Source organism: Arthrobacter sp. efr-133-TYG-120, assembly GCF_030209785.1.
Lineage (GTDB): Bacteria > Actinomycetota > Actinomycetes > Actinomycetales > Micrococcaceae > Arthrobacter.
Genome location: NZ_JARVRI010000001.1, coordinates 52,863 through 75,181, shown reverse-complemented (window position 1 = coordinate 75,181; position 22,319 = coordinate 52,863). Strand labels below are relative to the sequence as shown.

Genomic DNA, 22,319 nt, shown 5'->3' with positions numbered 1-22,319 from the left:
CGTAATCGAAAAGGTGATTGTCTGAATCCCATGTCAGAGCTATTCCGGGATTACTCCGAGGCCGCCGCGCGTTCCGGCGCCTACGACGAAATGTTCGCCCCAGGCACCGTTGCCCGAAAGTCCTACGGCCAGGTGGACGGCGCACTTCGCGAGCTTTCGCTTGCGGATGTGAGCGCGCGTGCCGAGTCGATGGCGCGGACCTTCTTGGACCGGGGCGTGACCTTCGATTATGCGGGGGAGGAGAGACCCTTCCCGCTGGATATCGTGCCGAGGGTGATTCCGGCTGACGAGTGGGATGTCCTCGAGCGCGGGGTGGCGCAGCGGGTGCGGGCGCTGGAGGCTTTCCTGGACGATGTCTACGGGCGGATGGCGGTGGTCGCTGATGGCGTGGTGCCGCGGGCATTGGTGACCACGAGCGCGCATTTCCACCGTGCCGTGCATGGTTTCGAACCGGCCGGTGGCGTGCGGGTGCACGTGTCCGGTATCGACGTTGTCCGCGATGCGGCGGGCACCTTCCGGGTGCTGGAGGACAACGTCCGTGTGCCTTCCGGCGTGTCCTACGTGCTGGAGAACCGGCGGGCGATGGCGAAGGGTTTGCCGGAGGCGTTCGGGCAGCAGCACATCCGTCCGGTCGAGGAATACCCGCGGCGTCTGCTGTCGGCGTTGCGGAAGACGGCGCCGTCCGGGGTCGATGACCCCACGGTGGTGGTGCTTACCCCCGGTGTGTTCAACAGCGCCTACTTCGAACACACGCTACTGGCCGGGTTGATGGGCGTTGAACTGGTCGAGGGCAGGGACCTGATCTGCCGCGGTAACCGGGTCTACATGCGCACCACGGCCGGTGAACAGCGGGTGGACGTGATCTACAAGCGGATCGACGACGAATTCCTGGATCCGCTGCAGTTCCGTTCCGATTCCATGCTCGGGTGTCCGGGACTCGTGAACGCGGCCCGGGCGGGCGGTGTGACGATCGCAAACGCCGTTGGAAACGGGGTGGCCGATGACAAGCTGGTCTATTCCTACGTGCCGGACCTGATCCGGTACTACCTGCACGAAGAGCCGGTGATCGCGAACGTGGAGACTTTCCGGCTGGAGGAGAAGGAAGCCCGGGAGCAGGTCCTGGACCGGCTTGAGGAACTCGTGGTCAAGCCGGTGGACGGTTCCGGGGGCAAGGGCCTGGTGATCGGTCCGGATGCTTCACGGGACGAGCTGGACGCCTTGCGGAAGCGGGTGCTGGCGGATCCGCGAGGCTGGATCGCGCAGCCGGTGCTGCAGCTTTCCACCGTGCCCACCCTCTCGGGAGACCGCTTCGGGCCCCGCCACGTGGACTTGCGTCCGTTCGCGGTCAACGACGGCGACGACGTCTGGGTGCTGCCGGGCGGGCTGACCCGGGTGGCACTGAAGGAGGGCTCGTTGATCGTGAACTCTTCCCAAGGCGGCGGTTCCAAGGACACGTGGGTACTCTCCGACTCCCCGCAACTGCCCGCCGTCGAACTGCCCCGTTCCTCCATCACGGTGCGTGAACAGGTCTCGGTCTGGCCCGTCGAAAGCAACTGGCGGGACCGCCAATCGGACCAGCAGCAGTGATCCGTCACGCTATGGTGCCGGAGCAGGATACATTCATCGTCACAACGCAGGACCCGAAGGAGGCACAGCCCCATGCTGAGCCGTATTGCTGAATCCCTTTTCTGGATCGGCCGTTACGTGGAGCGGGCCGACGGAACGGCCAGAATCCTGGACGTCCATCTAGAACGCCTAAACCACCTTCCGCTCGAGGAGCAACGCAGTGTGGCGAGGGAACTCCTGGCTGTCATGGGAGCCCGGCCACAGAGCGAGGAATTCGGCTTGCCGGAGCTGCTGCACGCCCTCGCCTACGACAAGACGAGTGCCACCTCGATTGCCGGGTCCCTGGGGGCCGCGCGTGAAAATGCGCGGCGCGCGCGCGAGACTGTGTCCTCGTCATTGTGGGAGAGCCTCAACACCACCTATTACGGGCTGAACCAGCACCGTAAAGACGTCGTGGGTACGTACCGCTTCTGCAACTGGGTCCTGGAACGCACCGCAATGGTCAGGGGCCTCGCGGACACTACGGTGAGCCACGACGAAAGCTGGCTCTTCCTGGTCCTCGGCCGCTCGCTCGAACGCGCCGACATGACCGCGCGGATGCTCTCCACCCGGGATGTGCTCTCCGCCGGAATGTCCTGGGTGAACATGTTGCGTTGCGCCGGCGCCTACGAGTCGTTCCTTCGGACCCGCCGTGCGGCGTTCGGAGACCAACACGCCGCGGAGTTCCTTCTGCTGGACCGTTTGTTTCCCCGCTCCATCGTCTTCGCCCTGCGCGACGCCGACGAATGCCTGGCCAAGCTGGATCCCTCCGCCCAGCGGGTGGGCTTCATCAACGACGCCCGTCGGATCGTCGGCCAGGCCCGTACCTTCCTTGAGTTCCATCGCACGGACGATCTCATGTCCGAGTTGCCCGAGCACATGGACCGGGTGCAGAAAGCCGTCACGCAGGCCTCCGACGCGATTTCCCGTAAGTACTTCAATCAGGCGGATGAACTGGCCTGGGTGGGAGAAGTTTCATGACCCGGCTGAGCATCGTCCACAAGACGGCCTACAAATACAACCGCCGAGTGACCCTGTCGTACAACGAGGCACGCATGACCCCGTTGACCGATCCGCAACAGGTGGTGCTTGAATCCTCGCTGAAGATCACGCCGTCGCAAGCTGCCGTGAGCACCTACCGTGACTATTGGGGCACCCGCGTCACCGCCTTCGATATGCAGATGCCGCACGAGCGCCTCGAAGTGGTGGCAACCACCACCGTTGAGGTCCACCGGGTGGAGCGGGTCGCCCTGGACGACGAGATTGTGGGCTGGGATGTGATGGCTTCCGACGAGATCCGGGACCAGTTCAGCGACTGGCTGCCCCAGTCGCAGCTCACGGGTCCGGGGGAGGAAGTCCTCGGCATCATTCCCGCCGTCGTCGCCGGCAAGAATCCGCACGAGACAGCCATGGCCATTTTCGAATGGATGCGCGGCGAAATGAGCTATGTGAAGGGCACCACGGGCGTCACCACCAACGCCGAAGAAGCCTGGAACCAGCGTCAAGGAGTCTGCCAGGACCTGGCCCACTTGGCTATCGGCTCACTCCGCAGCTGCGGCATCCCGGCCCGGTACGTGTCCGGGTACATCCATCCGCGGCCCACGGCAGAGATCGGCGAAACCGTCGCGGGTCAATCCCACGCGTGGCTGGAATGGTGGGACGGCGAATGGCGCAGCTGGGATCCCACCAACCACAAGCCTGCCGGAGATCTCCACGTCACCGTGGCGCGGGGCCGGGATTACCGGGATGTTCCGCCCTTGAAGGGGATCTTGTCCGGGGGCGGCGGCTCAGGCCTCACCGTCACTGTCGAGATAACCCGGCTCACTTAGCAGGACCGCGGCCCTCCGCCTGGATTTACCAGGGGGAAGGCTTGTAGTCCTTCAGGAAGACGCCGTACTGGTCTTCGCCGTTTTCGCCCATGACGATGGGATCGTAGACACGCGCCGCTCCATCCACAAGGTCGAGCGGCGCGTGGAAGCCTTCCTCCATGAGCCGCACTTTGGTGTAATGCGGGCGTTCGTCCGTGATCCATCCGGTGTCGACGGCGGTCATCAGGATCCCGTCGCTGTCCAGCATCTCTTGCGCACTGGTCCGCGTCATCATGTTCAACGCGGCCTTTGCCATGTTTGTGTGCGGGTGCCCGGGGCCCTTGTAGGCGCGGGAGAACTGCCCTTCCATGGCCGAGACGTTCACGATGTACTTCCTGCGTGCCGTGGAACGCTTCATGGCCCCGCGAAGCCGACTCACCAAGAGGAACGGCGCCGTGACGTTGCAGAGTTGAACCTCGAGCATCTCCAGCGGATCTACTTCGTCCACCACCTGGGTCCAGCTATTGATGGCCGCGAGGTCGGGAACCAGGCCGCCGGCATCGATCGCGGTGCCTGTCGCTATCCGCTCCAACGACGCGGAGCCCGTGGACAGCGCGAGCGAGGTAATCGCATCTCCCGCGAGGACGGGATGTTCCGTGACGCTGTGGGTGATGGCCAACGGGTGTTTGTCGTGGGCATGCCCGAAGGTGACGAGTTCGGGGCCGCCGTTGGCTGCCTCCAAGGCCTCAGGCAGCGGCTCGTCCTCGGCATCCACCAAGGGCTTGTACGCATTCCCCGAACGCCGGACGGTCTGGGCGGCGTTGTTGATGATGATATCGAGCGGGCCGGCTTCGTTGAGGGAATCGGTGAGGGCCATGACCTGTGAGGGGTCCCGGAGGTCGATGCCCACAATCCTGAGCCGGTGCAACCAGTCAGCACTGTCTTCCATGGCGGCGAAGCGTCGTGCCGCGTCTTTGGGGAAGCGGGTGGTGATCGTCGTGTGTGCGCCGTCGCGGAGCAAGCGGAGGGCGATGTACATGCCGATCTTGGCGCGCCCGCCCGTGAGGAGGGCGCGGCGTCCGCTGAGGTCGGTGCGGGCATCGCGCTTGCTGTGGCTGAAGGCCGCACATTCCGGGCACAACTGGTGGTAGAACGCGTCTACCTGCGTGTAGTGCTGCTTGCAGATGTAGCAGGGCCTGGACCGGATGAGGTGGCCGGCGATTTCGCCCGTCGCCGAGGTTGCCAGCTTGTTGCCGCGGGTTTCGTCGTCGATCCTGTCCGGGGCCGCGGTTGCGGTCAGTGCGATGACGGCGCGGTCGGCTTCCGCGATCTCGTCCCGTTTGGTGACCCGGCGATGCCGCTTGACGGCTTTGAACATCTTTCCCGTGGCACGACGGATTGCGACGTAGTCCGGGTGCTCCTCGTCGTAGGCGTGGATGGTGTTCAAGACCTTGAGGCAGGCCTGGATCTCTTCAGGCGTCAAATCGGCGGGGCTCATTGGGTCAATTTTACAGGGTCAGGCACAGCAAAGCCTCCCGGGCAACAGAGGCTGGAGGCCTGCTGTCGGCCGGGAGGCCGGGGCTATCCTGGTTCCGGTGTTCCGGGTCAGACCTCTACCGAGTCCGCCTGGATTTTCGTGACCTGCTCCGCGGAGTCCCTGATGTCGGGGAACTTCTCCGTGGCAGCCTTGATTGCTTCCGGCACCGAGCGGCGGTACTCGGCAGCCAGGGCAAGCTCGGAACCGTCAGGCTCCGGTACTACCTGACCCTTGGCGAGTACGGTGATTCCGGATTCGGTGACCTTGAAGCCGCGCGCGCGGTCGAGGTCGGCATCCAATCCAATGGCGGCCCCGGCAGGAACCTTCACGTTCTTGTCGATGATGGCCCGCTTGATGACGGCGCCTTCACCGATGCGCACCTTGTCCATCAGCACCGAGTCCTGGATCCTGCTGGCCGGTCCAACGTAGACATCGTTGGAGAGGACGGATCCTTCCACGATTCCTCCGGAGATCACCGAGCCGCTGGCCACGATGGAGTCCAAAGCGGTGCCGACCGTGTTGTTGTCTCCCCGGACGAACTTGGCCGGCGGAGAGATGCTCTGCCGCGTGTAGATGGGCCATTCCGAGTTGTACAGGTTGAACACGGGGACCGGGGAAATCAGGTCCATGTGGGCGTCATAGAACGAATCGATGGTTCCAACGTCACGCCAGTAGGTGCGGTCGCGGTCGGTGGATCCGGGAATGTCGTTGAGCGTGAAGTCGTAGACGCCGGCCTCACCCTGGGACACGAAATAGGGGATGATGTCGCCGCCCATGTCGTGCTTGGTGTCCAAGCGCTCCGCGTCGATGCGAAGTGCTTCCACCAGGGCATCGGCGTCAAAGACATAGTTGCCCATGGAAGCAAGGAACTGCGAGGGATCGGCGGCGAGGCCTTCCGTTTCAGCGGGCTTTTCCACGAACGCCGAGATCTTCTGGGGATCGTTCTTGTCGACCTCGATGACGCCGAACTGGTTGGCCATGTTCAGCGGCTGGCGGACGGCCGCAACCGTGGCCTTGGCTCCGCTCGCAACGTGCTGTTGAACCATTTGCTGGAAGTCCATGCGGTAGACGTGGTCCGCTCCGACAACCACCACAATGTCCGGGTTGGCGTCGTGAATCAGGTTCAGGGACTGGTAGATGGCATTCGCGCTGCCGAGGAACCAGCTCTTGCCCACGCGCTGCTGGGCCGGAACCGAGGCGACATATCTTCCCAGCTGGGTGGACATCCGCCAGGTCTCGGAGATGTGGCGGTCAAGACTGTGCGACTTGTACTGGGTCAGCACCACGATCTGGAGGTACCCGGAATTGACCAGATTCGAGAGAGCGAAATCGATCAACCGATAGCCCCCCGCAAACGGCACCGCAGGTTTTGCCCTGTCTGCCGTCAATGGCATAAGGCGGTTTCCTTCGCCGCCTGCCAACACAATTGACAATACTTTCTTCAACGCCATGGTGTTTGCTCTCCCTGTACGTCTTTGTAGCCCCCGAAAAAAGCCCGGGTTGCCGGACCCTTTCACACTAGAACACATACTCCGGAAGGACTACGTTAGGTAGCGTGCGCGTAGACATTGTGACTAAAGAGTTTCCACCCGAAATCTATGGCGGGGCCGGTGTGCATGTTGCCGAGCTCAGCCGCGTCTTGGCGAAGCACGTGGATCTGCAGGTGCGTGCCTTTGGCGCGCCCCGTGATGCGGACTTCCACGGGGCAACGGTGACGTCGTATTCCACACCGGATGATCTGGGCGCGGCCAATGCCGCTGTCCAGACCCTTGGCGTGGATTTGCGCATCGTGCCGGACATCGCCGGAGCGGACCTGGTCCATTCCCATACCTGGTACGCCAACATGGCCGGCCACCTGGCGTCCCTGTTGCATGGGATACCCCACGTGCTCAGCGCACATAGCCTGGAGCCGTTGCGCCCATGGAAAGCGGAGCAGTTGGGTGGCGGCTACGCGTTGTCCTCATGGGTTGAAAAAACCGCCTATGAGGCTGCCGCCGCTATCATCGCCGTCTCGGAAGGCATGCGGAAGGACATCCTGCGCAGCTATCCGAACGTGGATCCCGCCAAGGTCCGCGTGGTCCACAACGGCATCGACGTCGACATGTGGCAGCCGGACGAAGGCGAAGACGCAATCCGTGCCCTCGGCATCGACCCCGCCAAGCCGAGTGTGGTCTTCGTCGGGCGCAACACCCGGCAGAAGGGCGTTCCTTACCTCCTGAAGGCTGCGGCCAGCCTGCCCGACGATGTGCAGCTTGTGCTGTGCTTGGGCGCGGCGGACACTCCGGAACTCGCGGCCGAAACGGCCCGGCTCATCGAGGAATTGCAGGGCAAGCGCGAAGGTGTCCTGGTCATCGAACGCATGCTTCCGCGGCATGAGCTCATCCAGGTCCTCAGCCATGCCACGGCCTTCGCCTGCCCGTCGATCTACGAACCCCTCGGCATCGTCAACCTTGAGGCCATGGCATGTGGCGCAGCCGTGGTGGCCAGCGCTACAGGCGGCATCCCCGAAGTGGTTCAGCACGGTGAAACAGGACTGCTGGTGGAACTGGAGCAGGTCACGGACGGTACCGGCACCCCGCTGGATCCCGAAAAGTTCGTCGCAGATTTCGCCGCCGCCCTCAACGAGGTGGTGTCCGATCCTGCGCGAGCCAAGGTCATGGGCGCCGCGGGCCGCGTCCGGGCGGAGGAACACTTTTCCTGGGAATCGATCACCGAAACAACCCTTGAGGTCTATCGCTCGGTCCTCACCCAGTAGCCCACCAGCCCAACTGACTCGCAGTAAGTGTCGTTTTGAGGGCTCATAACGACAACAAATGCGAGTCAGTTGGGGAAGAACGACGGCGGCGCCGCACCCCCGCTGAGGGGTGCGGCGCCGCCGTCGTTAAAGGATTCGGCAGATGTTCACCGGCCGGTCACGGCAGGATGCTAGCTGGATTTTCTTCCCTTCAAGGCGAGGAGGCTCTTCTCCTCGGCGGGTGCCTCGCCGCTAGCCCTCTGCGCCTGGAAGTAGCCCCGGGCTTCGTCCTGGCGTTCCTTCTCGGCCCCCGAGGCGATGGCCGCCCGCAAGTGCTCCGGACCGTAGCCGAAGGAATCGACCAGGTCCAGGGCGTGGGGACGGATCTTGACGAGCAGCCTGTTGATGTAGGCCCCCACAGTGCGTCCGCGCTGCATGGAGAGGCGGCCGTTCATGAGGTACCAGGACAAGTGCTTCTCAATGAGCGAAAGGCCGAACAGGTCGCGGAGCCAGGTCAGTACTCGCAAGGTGCCCGGATCGCCGACCTTGCCAAGGGCTTCCGTGAACGCTTCCCATTGCAGTAGCTCGGCGTGGGCCTGGGCGGCTTCAATCAGATCGTCCTGGTGCTGGTTGAACAGGGCGGCGCCTTGGTGCTGCGGAAGCTTGTTCGCACCCTTGAGCGCCGAACCGACCTCCGCCACCATGGACTGCACCCGGTCCGTCAGGAGCGTGCGTTGGCCTTCCTCGTCCCGCAGGGCCAAAGCAGCCTTCTGGACTGATCCGGTGTCCGCCACGAACTGCGCCACTTGCCGCAGGCCGGTCCGGTTGATGGCGACGTCGGCAGCCTGGGCAGCGACGAAGCGGGCCAGCACGCCAAAGTCGACATTGCGGAACTCTTTGGCATAGTCCGCCAGGAGGCGCTTAGCCACGAGCTGCAGAAGCACGGTGTTGTCACCTTCGAAAGTGGCATAGACGTCCAGGTCCGCACGCAGCGAGGCGAATCGGTTCTCGATCAGGAATCCGGCGCCGCCGCAGGCCTCGCGGCACTCTTGCAGGGTGTCGAGGGCGTGCCAGGTGCTCATGGGCTTGAGGGCGGCGGCCAGGGTCTCGAGGTCCTGGCGGTCGGCGTCAGTGTCGTGCCGGCCGGAGAAGACGTCGTCGAACTTTTCGAGCAGCTGCTCATGCGCGAAGCTCGCCGCAACGGTGGTGGCAAGGCGAGTGAACAAGCGGCGCTGGTGCCGCTGGTAGTCCAGCAGTACTTCCTCGTCCGTGGGGGATGAGGCGTTGAACTGGCGCCGTTCGGCGGCGTACCGGATGGCTGTCGTCAAGGCCACCTTGCTGGCTGCGACTGCGGCTCCGTCGAGGGAGACCCGGCCTTGCACCAAAGTACCGAGCATCGTGAAGAAGCGCCGTCCCGGGCTGGCGATCGGCGAGGTGTATTCGCCGTCGGGGGCGACGTTGCCGTAACGGTTGAGCAGGCTGGTGCGCGGGACGCGGACGTCGGTGAAGTGGAGGCGGCCGTTGTCGATCCCGTTGAGCCCGCCCTTGATGCCGTCGTCCTCGCCGCCGATTCCGGGCAGGAACTCTTTGGTGTCCGGGTCCCTCAGCTCGACATAGAACGCGTGGACGCCATGGTTCACATTGCGGGTGACCAGTCGGGCGAATACGACGGCGGCCAGGCCATCCTCGGCTGCGTTGCCGATGTAGTCCTTCCACGCGGCGCGGAACGGAGTGTTGATGACGAACTCCTGGGTGGCCTCGTCGTAGGTGGCCGTGGTGGCAATGCTCGCAACATCGGAGCCGTGCCCGGTTTCGGTCATGGCGAAGCAGCCGGGGATCTCCAGGCTCATGATCCCGGGCAGCCATTTGTCCTGGTGCTCTTTCGTGCCGAGGTGCATCACGGCTGAACCGAAGAGGCCCCACTGGACGCCGGCCTTGATCTGCAGTGATGGATCGGCAGTGACGAGCTCCTCGAAGCCGGCGATGTTGCCGCCGTGGTCATCCGAACCGCCCAGGCTGGTGGGGAAAGCCCGGTGCACGGCGTTGTTGTCCACGAGGTACTTGAGCTGCCCGAAGACGCGCTTGCGGTGCTCGGTATGCGTCAAGCCTTCGACCTTGTGCACCTCGGGGCGGCCCGCGAGGTCACGTGCCGTGTGCCGGATGTGGGCCCACTTGCCGAGCAGCAGTTCGCCAAGGGCCGCTACGTCCACCGTGGGGGCGGGCTCAACTGGCTGTGTGGTTGCAGCCGTTTCCGCGGCCACCCGGTTGCTGGAGGAGGTGCGGTCCACTACTTCAGTCATGGTCATTCCTTCTTTGGTTCCGAACAACGTGGAGTCATTGCTGATATTCAGGGGAGTTGATCTTGAGTTCCGGGGCGATTCCCACGCACAGCCAATCGGTGATCCGGGCCGCCATGGTTTCCTGGTCGGGCTTAGCGGGGGAGGCGGGACTGCCGAGCCACCTCTCGCCGGCATTGCGGACAAGCCCGATGGCGGCGGTGGGCCAGTAGTCGATCAACGCTTCCTTTTCCGCCCCCAGGTGTTCCCGCATGGGCCTGGCGATCATCGCGCTGATTGATTCGAAGAAGTGGCCAAGGGCTCCCGAAGCTGCGATGGCGTCTAGCGCCGATGGTTCCCCTTGCGAGAGCCGCGTGATGAACGCGTAGACGGCGGGGCTGGACTCCGCCATCTGCAGGTACGCGGAAACCATGGCGAACAGGCCTTCGCGGGGAGTTTGAGCGCTTTCTGCCGCTTCCTTCATTCGTCGTTGCATTTGTCCGAGGACTACTTCGCCCATGGCTTGCTGCAAGCCGGCTTTGTCCCCGAAATAGCGGTAGTACACCGATTTGGAGGTGCTGGCCGCGGTCGCGATGTCCTCCATGGAGGCGTCGCTGCCCAGTGCATGGACGGCTTTGCGGGCGGCCTTGATGAGTTCCCGCCGGCGTTCTTCGCGGTGGACCTGCCAGCGGGCGGCACGGCCGTCGACGGCGGGAGCCTCGCTGTCCGCGGGGGGCGGGGTCACGGCGTCGCGGTCGGCGGGAAGTCCTGGGCTGGGGATGTTCACGATACTCAGCGTATCAGGTACGCTGGGTATCAGTAACCCGATGTGATCTAAGGAGCAACGCATGCCTGCAGCAGCACATTCCGCGAGCGCGCCACACGAATCCCCGGTAGCCCCGGGTACAGTCCGCAAGGCAGTAGTGGTTGGCGGGAACAGGATCCCCTTTGCCCGTACCGGGGGCGCCTACACCAAATCCTCGAACCAGGACATGCTGACGGCTGCACTGGACGGGCTGATCGCACGCTTCGGCCTTCAGGAGGAACGGATCGGTGAAGTCGCAGCCGGAGCTGTCCTGAAGCACTCCCGCGACTTCAACCTGACACGCGAAGCGGTGCTTGGCTCGGCCCTTTCGCCGGAGACACCCGCCTACGATCTCCAGCAGGCGTGCGCCACCGGCCTTGAAACCGTCCTGGGCCTCGCCAACAAGATCAAGCTTGGCCAGATCGACTCGGCCATCGCCGGCGGCGTCGACTCTGCCTCCGATGCCCCGATTGCCGTCAGCGAGGGCCTCCGCGAGGTCCTGCTCGACCTCAATCGCGCCAAGTCCCTGCCCGATCGACTCAAGGTCCTCTCGAGGCTGCGTCCCAAGGACCTCGCCCCGGATGCTCCGAACACCGGGGAACCGCGTACCGGCCTCTCGATGGGAGAACACCAGGCGCTGACCACGGCCCAATGGAAGATCAGCCGCGAAGCCCAGGACGAGATCGCGTTCAACAGCCACCACAACCTCGCCGCGGCCTACGATCGTGGCTTCTTCGATGACCTCGTCACTCCATACCGCGGGCTGAGCCGTGATTCGAACCTCCGGCCCGATACGTCCATGGAGAAGTTGGCCACCCTCAAGCCCGTCTTCGGCAAGAGCCTTGGCGCGGAGGCCACCATGACGGCCGGCAACTCGACTCCGCTCACGGACGGCGCCTCCACGGTGCTCCTCGGCACTGAGGACTGGGCTGACGCCCGTGGCCTGCCCAAGCTGGCCGTCGTCGTTGACGGAGAGGCGGCCGCCGTCGATTTCGTCCACGGCAAGGACGGACTCCTCATGGCCCCGGCCTTTGCGGTACCGCGACTCCTCGCACGCAACGGGCTGTCCTTCGAAGACATCGACTTCTTCGAAATCCACGAAGCCTTCGCGGGCACCGTCCTGAGCACGCTCGCCGCATGGGAAGACGAGGAATTCGGCCGAACCAGGCTGGGACTGGACGGTGCGTTCGGCAAGATCGACCGCGCCAAGCTCAACGTCAATGGCTCGTCCCTCGCCGCCGGACATCCTTTTGCCGCCACTGGAGGACGCATCGTGGCTTCGCTGGCGAAGATGCTCCACGACAACGGCCCGGTTGACGGCCGCCCTGCGCGCGGACTCATTTCCATCTGCGCTGCCGGAGGGCAGGGCGTCGTCGCGATCCTCGAGGCCTACTCCGCTCCGGAAGGTCGGTAACCGGCATGACGGACAAATACACGCAGTTTGTCAGCCACGGGATCGGCAAGGACCTGGCCAAAAAGCTCGGACTGCCCCAACCTGCCGTGCTCCGGAGGTACAAAGAGGGAGAGCCGCTGGTTCCGGGTCCGGTCCTGGTACTCGGGAGCGGCAACGGCAGAACCGCCGGCTCCGACGACTTGGCTGCCGCCCTGGCGGGCTGGGGCCTCGACATTCGGCGTTCCGCCTTGCCCAAGGAAAAGCTGGGTGCGATCGTCCTGGTGCTTGACGCCGTCGAGCATCCGGAAGAGCTTGCCGGACCGGTTCTCACTGCGGCTCCGTCGCTCCGCGATTTGGCCCCCGGCGCGCGGGTGGTCACGATCTCCCGCACCTCGGCGTCCGCTGCCACCCCGGCTGTTGCCGCCGGCCGTCAAGGCGTCGACGGGCTGCTGCGTTCGCTCGCCAAGGAACTCCGGGCGGGTGCCACGGCCAACGGCATTCTCCTCGGGGACGGTGCCGGCACCACGAGCCCGAGCACGCTCGGCGCGCTGCGCTTCTTCCTGTCCGGCCGGTCCGCGTTCGTGGATGGTCAGTTCCTGACCGTTACCTCAGGCGCCGGCCAACTTTCCGCCGACCCCGACAAGCCCCTGGCCGGGAAGGTCGCCGTCGTGACGGGAGCCGCCCGTGGGATCGGCGCGGCGATCGCACGGACGCTGTACCGGGACGGCGCCCGGCTCGTGGTGGTGGATATTCCCGCTGCGGGTGACCACCTCGCCGCCGTCGCCAACGAGGTTCATGGCACTGCCCTGCAATTGGACATCACGGCCGGGGACGCCGGGAGGCGGATCATCGACCACGCCGTGGAACGCCATGGCGCGCTGGACATCGTCATCCACAACGCGGGTATTACCCGGGACAAGCTCCTGGCCAACATGGATGAGGGCCGCTGGAATTCCGTCATCGGCGTGAACATCGCCTCGCAGTTGAGAATCAACGAGGCACTCCTTGGTGCGGAACAGCTCCACAAAACCCCGCGGATCGTATCCGTGGCCTCCACGAGCGGCATCGCGGGCAACCGCGGGCAGACAAACTACGCCGCATCCAAAGGGGGAGTGATCGGCATGGTGAGGGCCACGGCGCCCTTGCTGGCTGAACGCGGCAGCTCCATCAACGCCGTCGCGCCCGGCTTCATAGAGACAGACATGACCGCCCGTATCCCCTTCGCTACCCGGGAAGTAGCCCGCAGGCTTAATTCGCTGCAGCAGGGAGGCCTGCCCGGCGACGTGGCAGAGGCAATCGCGTTCCTGGCATCGGACGAGGCCGGTGGAATCACGGGAGAAGTGCTCAGGGTCTGTGGACAGAACCTGGTGGGTGCATGACTACGGAACAACCGCTCATCCTGGGGGAACTGCCGTCCCTCTCTAAGCTGTATGTGAACGCGGCGGCGACGGCGGCACGGCGGAGGGTGATGGGGTTCCAGGCAGCCACCGCGCTGCCCCACGGGAGCCACGAGGTCCGCGGGGTGCGGGCCGACGTCGCGAACCTCACCGCCTACCAGCACCTGATCGGCGAGACAGCGAGTGACGCACTGCCGGCGGGCTTCATCCATGCCCTTGCGTTCCCGGTTGCCATGAGCGTGCTTAACCGGGACGACTTCCCGCTTCCCTTGCTGGGGATGATCCATTTGAAGAACCATGTGGAGCAATTGCGGGCAGTCCAGTTCAGTGAGCCGCTCGACGTCCGGTCCTGGGCAGAGCACATGCGCGGCCACAGGGCTGGAACCCAGCTGGACGTCGTCGCCGAAGTCCGGTCAAGCAACGGCGGGGCCTTGCTCTGGCGCGGCGTCTCGACGTACCTCGCCAAGGGGGTCTTCCTTCCGGGAGTCGACAAGGCCGCCGCGGCCGCCGCTCCACCGGAGTTCAGGGCGCCCGCACCAACCGCCGTCTGGCAGCTCGGAGTGGATACCGGCCGCCTGTACGCCGCCGTATCCGGGGACTTCAATCCGATCCACTTGAGCCTGCTCTCGGCCAAGGCGTTGGGCCTGCCGCGGTCGATCGCGCACGGCATGTACCTTGCGTCCCGGGCCTTGGCTGACGTGGGATCGGTGAAGTCGGAAGCGTTCCGGTGGGACGTAAATTTCGAGGCGCCGGTGTTCCTTCCGGCGCGGGTGGCCCTGGAAATCGGCACGGTCCACTCCGCGTCAGGCTCGTGGGAGCGTTCGGACTACGTGGCCTGGAACCCGCGAAGCGGCAGGAGGCACTTCAGCGGATCCGTGACGGCGCTGTAGGGCGCCGGTTTCGGGTTCCAGGTTCAGGGGCAAGGTTCAGCGTTACGGTCCAGGGTCCAACAACAGCTACGACGACGGCGGTCACCCACGCGGGCGGCCGCCGTCGTCGTGCCTGGCGGAGCCGGATTCAGAGCCGGGTCCCGGAGCCGGGTTCGACGGCGGATTCATTGCCGGTGGTGAATTCCCGGTAATGCAATTTAATAAATGTGATGAACGCCGCATTAGCGTCCGAAAAGGCAAATTCAGGTTAAACAAACAAGGCCTGGAATTCTCAGAATTCCAGGCCTTGCAATTGTGCGCGGAGGGGGACTTGAACCCCCACCCCCTTTCGAGGACTAGCACCTCAAGCTAGCGCGTCTGCCATTCCGCCACCCGCGCAGGTGGTGTTCGGAGCGTTCGTTCTGCGCCTCTCGGCGCTTCTCTTTCCTCCGAAGCAGCGAGAAAAACTCTAACACGGTTTCTGGGAAATAAAAAAACCGGAGCTCGGGACGGCGCTGTCAACGGCAATTGGGCCTCGCCAATCCGCGCCAAAACGCGGGAAAGCGCGCGGCCAAACGGGCATGCGGTGGGTAGGCTGAGGGAAGCGCGCGGGGAGCGTCCGCACCATCTGCCTTCCCGCCGGAGTACGTCCATCCCAGCCAGCAAGGAGAGTTCCATGACTGATATCCGACCCGAGGACGAAGTAGTCCCGATCTGCCAGGAACTCATCCGCATAGACACCTCGAACTTCGGTGACGATTCCGGTCCTGGCGAACGCGCCGCAGCGGAATACACGGCGGCGCTTATTAATGAAGTTGGATTGGACGCGGAAATCTTCGAGTCGGCTCCGGGCCGGGCCAATGTTGTCACGCGCATGGCCGGGGAGGACCCCTCGGCCGGCGCCCTGGTGGTGCACGGCCACCTCGACGTGGTTCCGGCGCTCAAGGACCAGTGGTCCGTGGATCCCTTCAGCGGCGAACTCAAGGATGGACTCATCTGGGGACGCGGCGCCGTGGACATGAAGGACATGGACGCCATGATCCTCTCGGTCATGCGTGACTTCGCCCGGACGGGACGCAAGCCCAAGCGCGACATCATCTTTGCCTTCTTCGCCGACGAGGAAGCCGGGGGCAACCACGGCGCGCGCTACGCCGTCGAGCATCGCAGGGAACTCTTCGACGGCGCGACGGAAGCGATCTCCGAGGTAGGTGGGTTCTCGGCCACCATCGGGGGCCAGCGCACCTACCTGCTGCAGACCGCGGAGAAGGGGCTTTCCTGGCTGCGCCTCGTGGCCCACGGCCGTGCCGGGCACGGCTCGCAAATCAACACCGACAACGCGATCACCCGCCTGGCCGGGGCAGTCACGAGGATCGGCGAATACCCCTGGCCGATTGAGCTGACCCCCACTACCCGTCAGTTCCTCGACGGCGTGACGGAACTGACCGGCGTCGAGTTCGATCCGGACAATCCCGAGGCCCTGCTGAAGGAACTCGGCACCGTCGCCCGCTTCGTCGGAGCCACCCTTCAAAACACCTCGAACCCCACGCTGCTGAGCTCCGGATACAAGCACAACGTCATCCCCGAATCGGCCGAAGCGCTGGTGGACTGCCGCACGCTCCCCGGCCAGCAGGAGATGGTCTTCGAAACCGTCAAGAAACTCGCCGGAGACGGCGTGGAGGTCAGCTACGTCAACAAGGACGTGTCCCTGGAAGTGCCGTTTGCCGGCAACCTGGTCGACGCCATGATCGATGCCTTGCACTCGGAAGACCCCGGCGCCAAAGTGCTGCCCTACACCTTGTCCGGCGGCACCGACAACAAGTCGCTCAGCAAGATCGGCATCACAGGCTACGGATTCGCCCCGTTGATGCTCCCGGAGGAACTCGACTTCACTGGCATGTTCCACGGGGTCGACGAACGCGTTCCTGCCGATTCGCTCAAGTTCGGATCCAGGGTGCTCAACACCCTGCTCAGCAACTACTAGGGAGAACGCCTTGACCCCCGAAGAGATCCTGCCGGACGAGATGCTCCGCCGCATCCGGGACCGCGCCGCGGGGTACGACCAGAACAACTCGTTCTTCCACGAGGATCTTGAGGAGCTCGCCGCGGCGGGATACCTGAAGATCTTCGTCCCGGAGTCCGACGGCGGACTGGGGCTCGGGCTCGAAGCCGCGGCGGCGCTTCAGCGCCGGCTTGCCACGGCTGCCCCGGCCACGGCGTTGGCCGTCAACATGCACCTTGTCTGGACCGGCGTCGCGCACGTCCTGGCGAGGCGCGGCGACGGCTCCCTCGACTTTGTGCTGAAGGAGTCCGGACACGGCGAGGTCTTTGCCTTCGGGATTTCCGAGCCGGGAAATGACTCCATGCTCTTCGACTCAGGGACCACGGCGGAACCGCAGCTGGACGGCGGGTACAGCTTCACCGGGCGGAAGATCTTCACGAGCTTGTCGCCGGCATGGACCCGCCTCGGCATCTTCGGCAAGGATGGCGGCGCACGGGAGGGGAGTGGTGAGCTGGTTTTCGGCTTCATCCAACGCGACGCACCCGGCCACGAGACACTGAATGACTGGGACACCCTGGGCATGCGTGCCAGCCAATCGAACACCACGCTCCTCCACGGCGCCATGGTGCCGCCGGAACGGATCTTCCGGAAACTGCCCGTAGAACCCAACCAGGATCCGTTGATCTTCGCGATCTTCGCGTGCTTCGAAACGCTGCTTGCCGCGGTCTACACAGGCATCGCGGAGCGGGCATTCACGCTGGCGGTCGAGGCCGTCAAGCGCCGTACCTCGGCCAAGTACGGGGGCCGAAGCTTTTCGCAGGACCCGGATATCCGCTGGAAGATTGCCGACGCCGCCATGGCAATGGATTCCATCCAGCCGCATTTGGCGTCGGTGGCCCGTGATGTGGATGCCCTGGTCGATCACGGGTCGCAGTGGTTTCCCAAGTTCGTGGGGCTCAAAGTGCGGGCCACGGAGAACGCCCGGACCATCGTGGACGTGGCGATACGAGTTTCGGGAGGCTCCAGCTACTTCCGGGGCTCCGAACTCGAACGGCTGTACCGCGATGTGCTGGCCGGGATCTTCCATCCCTCCAATGAGGAATCCGCGCACACCACAGTTGCCAACGCGTGGCTTGGTCCGCTCGAAAGCTGAAACACTCGAACGCTGGAGCGGGGACCCTGAAATAACGGCCGTGCTGCTTACACGGTGCGCTGTACGTTGAGTACTCTGCGGCGCAGCCAGAACCGGCGACCGCCGCCGATATAGAGGATGCTCCGCTCCAGTTCCCACTTGCCGTATTCGGAGTGCTCCACGAGCCGACGCCGCGCCTCGGGCAAGGAATCGTCAGGGCTGACAGTCAGTACGAGGTACTCGTACTGCCTTGCGTAGTCCCGCTGACGCTCCACTGAACTGCTCAGAAATTGTTCTCTCATCCCTCTCCATTTTCGTCTTTTTCGGGCTAACGTGAAGTCATGAGCATCGATCCGCGTGTCGCGCTTCAGTCATTGACAGCAGCCTTGGAAGAGCACCTGATTGCCGCTTCCGCCCGCCGGGGCGAAGGAGATCCCACTGTGGAGGCAGCGTTTTTCGCCGTTGCAGATGCCTTTGAGGTATATGAGGACTCACTATACGAGGCCTACTCGGAAGTCACACCACTTCAGGTGTTCGACGACGATGAAGAAGATGACGACGAGGACAACAATGAACTCCTCGACGAAGACGAGCTGGAGATCCTCGACCAGTAAGCCCGATCAGTAATGCCCGAGTTTCAGTTGAGTCAGATCGCTGAAACGTCTTCCAGTGCCCTCGAAATTTCGGCGGGAAGAGGCGAAAGCTGCGCATCGAGCAGTTCCTTGAGCTGGACCGCATTGCGTGCGCCCACTATGGCGGTGGATACCCCAGGGCGCGAGAGCAGCCAGCTCAGGGAAACATCGACGGCGGACCGTCCCAAGCCGCGCGCAGCCATGGCTGCCGCTTCGACGATCCGTGCTCCCCGCGCATCGAGGTACTTCTCGACGTAGCCGCTGAGGCGGCCTTCAGCCGCCCGTGATTCGGACGGAATCTGTCCGCGGTATTTGCCGCTGAGCACTCCGCGGCCCAGGGGCCCCCACGCCATGAGGCCGAGGCCGGCGTCCTCGATGGCGGGCACCAGTTCGTCTTCGGGCTTCCTGTGCAGGAGCGAGTATTCGGATTGGTTGGCCACCAGGGTGAATCCCGCGATCGCCGCAGCCTTGGCGGTCTGCCAGCCGTTGTAGTTGGAGATGCCGACGTACCGTGCGCGGCCCGAGCGCAACGCGAGGTCCAGCGCGGAAAGGGTTTCCTCGAGCGGTACGTTTCCGTCCCAAGCGTGCGCGAACCAGATGTCCACGTAGTCGGTTCCCAAGCGGGCGAGGCTGGCGTCGAGAGCGGACAGCATGGATCCGCGGGACGCATCGACGCTGCGCCGGCCGTCCGACGTCGAGACGCCCGCTTTCGTGGAGAGGACAACCTCCGAACGCGCCACAACGTCCCCCAGCATGGAACCCAGCAGGGCTTCGGCCCGTCCACCGGCGTAGGAAGCGGCGGTATCGATCATGCTGCCGCCGGCAGCGATGAACGTATGGAGCAGTTCCCGTGCATCCTGTTCGTCCGTTTCTTCCGCCCAGGACATAGTGCCCAGGGAAAGGGTGGACACCCGAAACCCGCTGTTGCCGACGTAACGCTGCTGCATAGCTGATAGCTTACGGGGAGATCGGGTAGATCATGACGTAGGGTCTATTCACGTGAACTGGATAGAAGCAGCCTTCCTTGGCCTCGTGCAGGGCCTGACAGAATTCCTTCCGATTTCTTCAAGCGCACACCTGCGAATTGTCGGCTCGTTCCTGCCCAATGCGGCGGATCCCGGAGCTGCTTTCACGGCCATTACCCAGCTAGGCACCGAGACGGCCGTCATCGTTTTCTTTTGGCGCGACATCGTCAGGATTGTCGGCGCCTGGCTCGGATCGCTGCGGGGCAAGGTTTCCAGGGACGATCCCGACGCGCGGATGGGCTGGTTGGTCATCCTCGGCAGCGTGCCTATCATCGTGCTCGGCCTGCTCTTCCAGGACCAGATCGAATCCGTCCTGCGCAGCCTGTGGATCGTCGCCACGATGCTCATCGTCTTTGGCATGATCCTCGCGGTGGCCGACGCCGTGGGCAAGCAGGAACGCGAGCTGAGCCAATTGACCTTCAAGCACGGCATCCTTTACGGGCTGGCCCAGGCCATGGCTCTCATCCCGGGCGTCTCCCGCTCCGGCGGAACCATCACGGCCGGCCTCTTGATGGGGTACACGCGTGAAGCCGCCGCACGGTATTCGTTCCTGCTTGCCATACCCGCTGTCTTCGGCAGCGGCCTGTACCAGCTGTACAAGGTGGTCTCGAAGGAAGGAATCACCGGACCCTTCGGCCTTCCGGAAACAGCCTTGGCCACCGTCATCGCCTTCGTGGTGGGCTTCATCATCATTGGCTGGTTCCTGAAATTCATTTCCACCCACAGCTACCGTGCCTTTGTGTGGTACCGCATTCTCCTGGGACTAGCCCTCTATGTATTGCTCGGTTTCAATGTCATCAGCGCCTAGCACTATGGTTGAGGCTGTGAAATCGTGGATCTCCCGCCCTGTGCCTGAACTACCCGGCAGCATGCCCCCGTTGAGGCTGTTCGACACCGCCCTCGGGTCCCTCGTGGAGGTCGAGCCACGTGCGGAGCAATCCATGTACGTCTGCGGCATCACGCCGTACGACGCCACCCACATGGGCCACGCCGCCAGCTACGTCGCCTTCGACCTGCTCAACCGGGCATGGCGGGACAGCGGCCAGCGCGTTGCGTACGTCCAGAACGTCACCGACGTCGACGATCCGCTCCTGGAGCGGGCCACCGCCACCGGCGTTGACTGGCGGGAGTTGGCGGCGAGCCAGATTGAGCTTTTCCAGACCGACATGGACGCCCTCAATGTGCTGGCCCCGAATTACTACATCGGAGCCGTCGAAGCGATCCCGATGATCGTTCCGGCTATCGAGAAATTGATCGCGGACGAGCTCGCCTACCGTGTGCACGGCACGGGTGGCGAACCCGACGGCGACGTCTACTACGACGTCGAGGCAGCCGGCAAGGCGTCGGATAGCCCGGACGCGTGGACCCTCGGGGACATTTCGGGGCTCGGCGAAGTGGAAATGCTCGAGCTTTTCGCCGAGCGCGGCGGCGATCCCGGCCGCTCCGGCAAGCGGAATCCCCTTGATCCCCTGCTATGGCGCGTTGCCCGCGACGGCGAGCCGAGCTGGCCGGGCGCAAGCCTCGGTGACGGACGTCCCGGCTGGCACATCGAATGTACGGTCATCGCGCAGAAGTACCTGCCGGAACCGTTCACCGTGCAGGGCGGCGGATCTGACCTCGTTTTCCCGCATCACGAAATGGGCGCCGGACACGCGTATTCGCTAAGCGGCATTCCCCTGGCACGCCACTACGCCCATGCTGGAATGGTGGGCCTGGACGGTGAAAAGATGAGCAAGTCCAAGGGCAACCTGGTGCTGGTGTCCAAGCTCCGTGCAGCAGGCGAAGAGCCCGCCGCAATCCGCCTGGCGATCCTGGCCAACCACTACCGCTCGGATTGGTCCTGGACCGATGAAGGCTTCGCCCAGGCCAAGGAACGCCTCAACACGTGGCGGGCCGCCCGGGACATCGCTCCCGAGGGAACAGCGGCGGAATTGCTGACGCGGATGCGTGCCGAGCTGGCCAACGACCTGAATGCTCCCGGCGCGGTCGCCGCCGTCGATGCCTGGGCCGCGGCGGCTCTCAGTAATCCGTCCACCGCTAATCCGAGTGCACTGGATTCCGCCCTGGTGAGCGACGCGATCAACGGATTGCTCGGCGTCGAGCTTTAAGCAACGCGGGGTCACTTACGGCCCATAATGTCCCCTTGGACGGGCCGTAAGTGACCCCGCGTTGGGTTAGGGCTTGTCCTTGCCCCTGCGCTTGAGATAGCGCTCGAACTCGCGGGCGATGGATTCGCCACTGGCCTCCGGCAGGTCGGCCGTGTCCTTGGCCTCCTCGAGCTGCCGCACGTAGGCGGCGATTTCGGGGTCTTCGGTGGCCAGTTCGTCCACGCCCCGCTCCCAGGCCTCGGATTCCTCGTTGAGGGCGTGGGTGTCCAGCGGCACCTGGAGCAGGTCCTCGATCCTGTTCAAGATGGCCAGTTGCGCCTTGGGGGAGGGCGGTTGGGCGACATAGTGCGGCACGGCCGCCCACAGCGACACCGTGGGCAAGCCCGCGAGCAGCGCGAATTCCGCCAGCACGCCCACAATGCCTACCGGACCCTCGTACTGCGAAGCCTCCAGGTTCAACCGCTGCCGCAATCCGCTGTCGTCCGAGGTGGTGCTCACGGGGATTGGGCGGCTGTGCGGGACATCGGCCAGAAGGGCGCCGATCAACACCACATAGTCGACCTTGAGCGTTTCAGCGTGGACCAGAAGCTCGGCCGTGTAGGCACGCCAGCGGTAGGACGGCTCGGTGCCGAGTACGAACACCACATCGACGTTGCTGTCCGGGACGCTGGCCTTGTACAAGCGCGTGGAAGGCCACTTCACTTTGCGCGTCCCGGCGGCCGTGCGTCGCACAGTCGGCCTGGTGAACTGGAAGTCGTAATAGTCGTCGGCATCAACGGATGCCACTTTCTTTCCTTGCCACAACTTGTTCAAGTAGTGCAGGGAATCGCTGGCCGCCTCACCGGCGTCGTTCCAACCTTCGAAAGCCGCGAGCATCACGGTGATGCGCTGACCTTCGGCTACAGGCTGGAGAAGGCGCTCAGGCTCCGGTGAAGTGGCCTGTCCGTCAGGGGCTCCGTCCAAACTGTTCATTCACTCACCCTACGTCCAACACCGCCA

Annotated in this window: 19 protein-coding genes and 1 tRNA gene; 12 read left to right on the top strand and 8 right to left on the bottom strand. The window is 64.2% G+C overall.

Going from position 1 to position 22,319, the window contains the following annotated elements; all coding sequences use genetic code 11:
- Positions 1-30 precede the first annotated feature (30 nt).
- The 3 genes from QRN51_RS00350 (at position 31) to QRN51_RS00340 (ending at position 3,434) form a co-directional block, all read left to right on the top strand.
- Complete coding sequence (locus QRN51_RS00350; protein ID WP_059389248.1) at positions 31-1,587, top strand: circularly permuted type 2 ATP-grasp protein; 1,557 nt, start codon at positions 31-33, stop codon at positions 1,585-1,587.
- A gap of 72 nt (positions 1,588-1,659) precedes the next feature.
- Positions 1,660-2,586: an alpha-E domain-containing protein gene (locus QRN51_RS00345; RefSeq protein ID WP_078108851.1), complete on the top strand. Its 927-nt coding sequence runs from the start codon at positions 1,660-1,662 to the stop codon at positions 2,584-2,586.
- The gene (locus QRN51_RS00340) at positions 2,583-3,434 is read left to right on the top strand and encodes a transglutaminase family protein (protein WP_284988187.1); all 852 of its coding nucleotides are present in this window, start codon (positions 2,583-2,585) and stop codon (positions 3,432-3,434) included. The genes QRN51_RS00345 and QRN51_RS00340 overlap by 4 nt, the downstream gene beginning before the upstream one ends.
- A gap of 25 nt (positions 3,435-3,459) precedes the next feature.
- Here QRN51_RS00340 and QRN51_RS00335 read toward each other — a convergent pair whose 3' ends face one another.
- Both QRN51_RS00335 and glgC read right to left on the bottom strand, forming a co-directional pair.
- The gene (locus QRN51_RS00335) at positions 3,460-4,911 is read right to left on the bottom strand and encodes an SDR family oxidoreductase (RefSeq protein ID WP_059389247.1); all 1,452 of its coding nucleotides are present in this window, start codon (positions 4,909-4,911) and stop codon (positions 3,460-3,462) included.
- 107 nt (positions 4,912-5,018) lie between these two features.
- The gene (gene glgC / locus QRN51_RS00330) at positions 5,019-6,401 is read right to left on the bottom strand and encodes a glucose-1-phosphate adenylyltransferase (protein ID WP_059389246.1); all 1,383 of its coding nucleotides are present in this window, start codon (positions 6,399-6,401) and stop codon (positions 5,019-5,021) included.
- A gap of 104 nt (positions 6,402-6,505) precedes the next feature.
- On the opposite strand from glgC, the gene glgA reads away from it, so the two are divergent.
- Positions 6,506-7,705: a glycogen synthase gene (gene glgA / locus QRN51_RS00325; protein ID WP_284988186.1), complete on the top strand. Its 1,200-nt coding sequence runs from the start codon at positions 6,506-6,508 to the stop codon at positions 7,703-7,705.
- A 170-nt stretch (positions 7,706-7,875) separates the two neighbouring features.
- Here the strand turns inward: glgA and QRN51_RS00320 are convergent, their stop codons facing one another.
- Together QRN51_RS00320 and QRN51_RS00315 are read right to left on the bottom strand one after the other, a co-directional pair.
- Positions 7,876-9,984: an acyl-CoA dehydrogenase family protein gene (locus QRN51_RS00320; protein WP_284988185.1), complete on the bottom strand. Its 2,109-nt coding sequence runs from the start codon at positions 9,982-9,984 to the stop codon at positions 7,876-7,878.
- 34 nt (positions 9,985-10,018) lie between these two features.
- Positions 10,019-10,810, bottom strand: coding sequence for a TetR/AcrR family transcriptional regulator (locus QRN51_RS00315; protein ID WP_284988184.1), 792 nt, complete (start codon positions 10,808-10,810; stop codon positions 10,019-10,021).
- On the opposite strand from QRN51_RS00315, the gene QRN51_RS00310 reads away from it, so the two are divergent.
- The 3 genes from QRN51_RS00310 to QRN51_RS00300 are packed head-to-tail and all read left to right on the top strand — an operon-like array spanning position 10,809 to position 14,445.
- Positions 10,809-12,179, top strand: coding sequence for an acetyl-CoA C-acetyltransferase (locus QRN51_RS00310; RefSeq protein WP_059389244.1), 1,371 nt, complete (start codon positions 10,809-10,811; stop codon positions 12,177-12,179). The two genes, QRN51_RS00315 and QRN51_RS00310, sit on opposite strands and share 2 nt — an antisense overlap.
- A 5-nt stretch (positions 12,180-12,184) precedes the next feature.
- Positions 12,185-13,537, top strand: coding sequence for a 3-oxoacyl-ACP reductase (locus QRN51_RS00305; protein WP_284988183.1), 1,353 nt, complete (start codon positions 12,185-12,187; stop codon positions 13,535-13,537).
- The gene (locus tag QRN51_RS00300; RefSeq protein WP_284988182.1) at positions 13,534-14,445 is read left to right on the top strand and encodes a MaoC family dehydratase; all 912 of its coding nucleotides are present in this window, start codon (positions 13,534-13,536) and stop codon (positions 14,443-14,445) included. The genes QRN51_RS00305 and QRN51_RS00300 overlap by 4 nt, the downstream gene beginning before the upstream one ends.
- Before the next feature lie 295 nt (positions 14,446-14,740).
- Here QRN51_RS00300 and QRN51_RS00295 read toward each other — a convergent pair.
- Positions 14,741-14,823, bottom strand: a tRNA-Leu gene (locus QRN51_RS00295).
- 277 nt (positions 14,824-15,100) lie between these two features.
- Between QRN51_RS00295 and QRN51_RS00290 the strand changes: the two genes are divergently transcribed.
- Both QRN51_RS00290 and QRN51_RS00285 read left to right on the top strand, forming a co-directional pair.
- Positions 15,101-16,405: a M20/M25/M40 family metallo-hydrolase gene (locus tag QRN51_RS00290; RefSeq protein ID WP_284988181.1), complete on the top strand. Its 1,305-nt coding sequence runs from the start codon at positions 15,101-15,103 to the stop codon at positions 16,403-16,405.
- A gap of 10 nt (positions 16,406-16,415) precedes the next feature.
- Positions 16,416-17,576, top strand: coding sequence for an acyl-CoA dehydrogenase family protein (locus QRN51_RS00285; protein ID WP_284988180.1), 1,161 nt, complete (start codon positions 16,416-16,418; stop codon positions 17,574-17,576).
- 47 nt (positions 17,577-17,623) lie between these two features.
- Here the strand turns inward: QRN51_RS00285 and QRN51_RS00280 are convergent, their stop codons facing one another.
- Complete coding sequence (locus tag QRN51_RS00280) at positions 17,624-17,857, bottom strand: DUF5703 family protein (protein WP_059389241.1); 234 nt, start codon at positions 17,855-17,857, stop codon at positions 17,624-17,626.
- A 39-nt stretch (positions 17,858-17,896) separates the two neighbouring features.
- On the opposite strand from QRN51_RS00280, the gene QRN51_RS00275 reads away from it, so the two are divergent.
- On the top strand, positions 17,897-18,169 hold the full coding sequence (locus QRN51_RS00275; RefSeq protein ID WP_059389240.1) for a hypothetical protein: 273 nt from the start codon (positions 17,897-17,899) through the stop codon (positions 18,167-18,169).
- Between the two features lie 32 nt (positions 18,170-18,201).
- Here the strand turns inward: QRN51_RS00275 and QRN51_RS00270 are convergent, their stop codons facing one another.
- Positions 18,202-19,134, bottom strand: coding sequence for an aldo/keto reductase (locus tag QRN51_RS00270; RefSeq protein ID WP_284988179.1), 933 nt, complete (start codon positions 19,132-19,134; stop codon positions 18,202-18,204).
- 52 nt (positions 19,135-19,186) lie between these two features.
- On the opposite strand from QRN51_RS00270, the gene QRN51_RS00265 reads away from it, so the two are divergent.
- The gene (locus QRN51_RS00265) at positions 19,187-20,020 is read left to right on the top strand and encodes an undecaprenyl-diphosphate phosphatase (RefSeq protein WP_284988178.1); all 834 of its coding nucleotides are present in this window, start codon (positions 19,187-19,189) and stop codon (positions 20,018-20,020) included.
- Between the two features lie 16 nt (positions 20,021-20,036).
- Positions 20,037-21,320: a cysteine--1-D-myo-inosityl 2-amino-2-deoxy-alpha-D-glucopyranoside ligase gene (gene mshC / locus QRN51_RS00260; RefSeq protein ID WP_284988177.1), complete on the top strand. Its 1,284-nt coding sequence runs from the start codon at positions 20,037-20,039 to the stop codon at positions 21,318-21,320.
- Between the two features lie 66 nt (positions 21,321-21,386).
- Here mshC and QRN51_RS00255 read toward each other — a convergent pair whose 3' ends face one another.
- A complete protein-coding gene (locus tag QRN51_RS00255) occupies positions 21,387-22,292 on the bottom strand; it encodes a PAC2 family protein (protein WP_284755619.1) in 906 nt (301 codons plus the stop codon).
- Positions 22,293-22,319 lie beyond the last annotated feature (27 nt).